Source organism: Hymenobacter coccineus (assembly GCF_001816125.1).
Classification (GTDB): domain Bacteria; phylum Bacteroidota; class Bacteroidia; order Cytophagales; family Hymenobacteraceae; genus Hymenobacter; species Hymenobacter coccineus.
In genome coordinates this window covers 1-3101 of the sequence record NZ_MDZA01000217.1, presented here as the reverse complement: position 1 = coordinate 3101, position 3101 = coordinate 1, and the positions used below count along the sequence as shown (strand labels likewise).

Genomic DNA, 3101 nt, shown 5'->3' with positions numbered 1-3101 from the left:
CGGTGACGCAGGCAGGGCCCCCGGGCAGGGCCCCCAGCGGCTGGCCCAGCCAGGCCGGGGGACCCGCGCTGCCAGCGCCAATGAAGCGCACCGCCGCCGCGTTGGCCTGCTCCACATTCCCTTCAAAATCAAGGATTAACACGCCGGCCGGCGAGGCTTCGATGAGTCGTTCGAGCAGGATGCTTTTCTCGTGCTGGCTCACCCGCTCGCGGCGCAGCGCGTCAATCATGGAGTTATAAACGCCGATGAGCTGGTCCATTTCGCGCTGGCCCACGGGCACGAATTTCAGGGTGAAATCGCGCGCCTGCATGGCCGCCGTGCCCGCCGCAATGAGCTGCAACGGCCGCACGAACCCCCGGTAGAGCTGCGCGCTCAGCACCAGGCTGCCCAGCAGCAGCAGCTCGGTGGCCACAAACAGTACCGCGTTGGTGGTGCGCAGCTGGGCCGCCAGCGCCACCAGCACGGCGTGGATGACCACGACGAAAAGCAGAAACTTAACCCGCAGGCTCATCATAAGGAATGCCGTATTTGTCGAGGCGCCGGTACAGGGCCCCGCGGCTGAGGCCCAGGGCCTTGGCCACCCGGCTCAGGTTGCCCTGGTGGTGGGCCACGCTCTGGCGGATGGCCTGGGCTTCGAGCTGGTCGAGGGTGAGGGTGCCCGGCACGGCCGCGGGGGCCAGCACCGGCGGGGCCCCGGCGCCGCTCTGTTGGAAGTCGGCGGGCGTCAGCTCGTCGTGGCCGCTGACGAGCACGGCGCGCTCCACCAGGTTTTTCAGCTCGCGGATGTTGCCGGGCAGCGGCTGCGCCTGGAGCCAGTGCAGCGCCGGGGCCCCCACGCGCAGGCCGGGCCGCTGGTAGGTGTCGCGCAACTGGGCCAGGAAGTGGCGCACCAGCAGCGGCACGTCGTGGGGCCGCTCGCGCAGGGCGGGCAGGTGCAACGTGATGAGGTTGAGGCGGTAGAAGAGGTCTTCGCGGAAGCGGCCCTGGGCCACCAACTCCGCCAGGTTCTTATTGGTGGCGGCCACCACGCGCAGGTCGAGGCGGCGGGGCTTGCTGTCGCCGAGCACCTCGTAGGTGCGGTCTTGCAGCACGCGCAGCAGCTTAACTTGGCTGGCTAGCTCCAGCTCGCCGATTTCGTCGAGGAAAATGGTGCCGCCATTGGCCAACTCGAAGCGTCCCACCCGGTCGGCCTTAGCGTCGGTGAAGGCCCCGCGCCGGTGACCAAACAGCTCGCTCTCAAACAGCGACGACGAAATGCCGCCCAGGTTCACCTTCACGAACGGCTGGCCGCGGCGGCGGCTGTTCTGGTGCAAGGCCTCGGCAATCAGCTCCTTGCCAGTGCCGCTTTCGCCCTCGATGAGCACAGCGGCGTCGGTGGCCGCCACCTGGCCCACCTGGCGCAGCACGGCCAGCAGGCGCTCGTCTTCGCCCACAATGTCGGCCAGCTGGAACTGCTTGTCCAAGGCGCGGCGGCCGGGTGGGGCACCAGCGGCGGCCCAGCGTCGCGCAGCGCCAGCGCTGTGCCGATGGTTTGGAGCAGGGCGTCGTTGTGCCAGGGCTTGGTCACGAACTCGGCGGCGCCGGCCTTCATGCCCGCCACGGCCAGCGCAATGGAGCCCCAGCCGGTGATGAGCACCACCGGCACCAGCGGGGCCAGCTGCTTGATTTCGCGCAGCAAGGCCAGGCCGTCGTCGCCGGTGGTGGCGCGCGAGAAGTTCATGTCGAGCAGCACCAGCGCCGGCGTTTCGGCGCGCACGGCGGCCAGGGCCCCGGCGGGGCCGTCGGCGGCACGGGTGGCGTAGCCGGCCTGCTTCAGCAGCAGGCCCAGCGAGGTGCGCACGGCCAGGTCGTCGTCGACGATGAGGATCATAAGGGGAATGGGGTGCGTTGCACTGTTTAGCAACGAAGCGAAGATCAGCCCAACTGAACAGCCAAAAGAACGTCATGCTGAGCGCAGCCGAAGCATCTCTCCCGCTGACTAGAGCAGTTTCCGGGTCAGTGTATATGTTCATCCAAGCATTCGCCTCACCCCCCGGCCCCATCTCCGAAAAGGAGGGGGGGGAGCCAGCCGAATACAAAGTGTACACTGACCCAGAATTTACTCTAACCTAACCAGTCGATTAAGTTAGTCAGCGGGAGAGATGCTTCGGCTGCGCTCAGCATGACGGCCTAAACAAGAATACTTCTGGCAAACGAAGTAATTCAAATCTACATGCTGCGCACGCTGCCGCCGCTGCCGGTGTGCTTCGTAACGGTGGGCGAGCCCTGATACTTGATGCTGGCGCCGCTGCTGGCTTCGGCCACCAGGGCCTCGCGCACGGCTATTTTCAGGGTGCTGCCGCTGCTGGCCTGGGCCTCGCACTTGTCGGTTTGCAGTTCCTTGCCGTTGAACACCGAGCCGCTGCCGGTGCGGATGTCGAGGTGCGGGGCCTTGCCTTTGAGGGTAATGACACTACCGCTGCCCTGGCGCACGGTGAGGTCGGTGGTGGCGATGTCGGCCCGCAGCGAGGCCCCCGACGATACGTCGAGTTGGAAGTTGGAGGCCGCGTAGTCGCCCTTGGCGTCCACGGCCGCGCCGCTGCCGGCCGTGAGGGCCGTGAGCTGGTCGGCCGTCACGGCCACGCGCAGGTGCTGGGTGCTGGTGTTGCGGCGGCCGTTTTCGTCGGGGCTTTCGTATTTAATGACGAGCACGCCGTCTTCCACGGTGGTTTTGATGCGGTCGCGCAGCTCGGCGGTGGCGGCGCTGGCCTCCACGCGCTGGCCGTGGCCGGCGGTGAGGTCGAGGGCAATGCCGGTGCCGACTTTGATGGCGTGGAACGCGGCCACCGGGCGCTCCTGCGTGGCGGTTTGGGCAAGGGCGGGCACCAGGGCCACTAAGGAAAGCAGGGCGGGGAGAACGAGGTTTTTCATGAGAGAAGCAGAAAGAGAAAGGTGAAGCAAGGATTTGGCGCGGTTACCGGGCCCCGGGCCGGTTCGTTACAGCGGCCAGCAAATAAACCTGGGGCCGCCGGAACGCAAGATGCGGCCGGAGCGCCGCCGGTTGCCCGGGGCCCTAAAAAACCCCGCCGTCCCGCGCCGGTGGGCCGGGCCAGGTCCCGTCG

General features: G+C 67.3%; 4 protein-coding genes. All 4 read right to left on the bottom strand.

Annotation, left to right across the window (positions count from 1 at the left end):
* Positions 1 to 514 (bottom strand): HAMP domain-containing protein (locus tag BEN49_RS13005; protein ID WP_239691925.1); only part of this gene is annotated, 514 nt, incomplete at its 3' end.
* Positions 495 to 1385, bottom strand: a complete 891-nt coding sequence (locus BEN49_RS30560; RefSeq protein WP_317040449.1) for a sigma-54 interaction domain-containing protein — start codon at positions 1383 to 1385, stop codon at positions 495 to 497. The genes BEN49_RS13005 and BEN49_RS30560, both read right to left, overlap by 20 nt.
* A complete protein-coding gene (locus BEN49_RS30555; RefSeq protein WP_317040448.1) occupies positions 1325 to 1870 on the bottom strand; it encodes a response regulator in 546 nt (181 codons plus the stop codon). Before BEN49_RS30555 ends, BEN49_RS30560 begins: the two co-directional genes overlap by 61 nt.
* A 338-nt stretch (positions 1871 to 2208) precedes the next feature.
* Positions 2209 to 2910: a head GIN domain-containing protein gene (locus BEN49_RS12995; RefSeq protein WP_070744080.1), complete on the bottom strand. Its 702-nt coding sequence runs from the start codon at positions 2908 to 2910 to the stop codon at positions 2209 to 2211.
* Between the last annotated feature and the right edge of the window lie 191 nt (positions 2911 to 3101).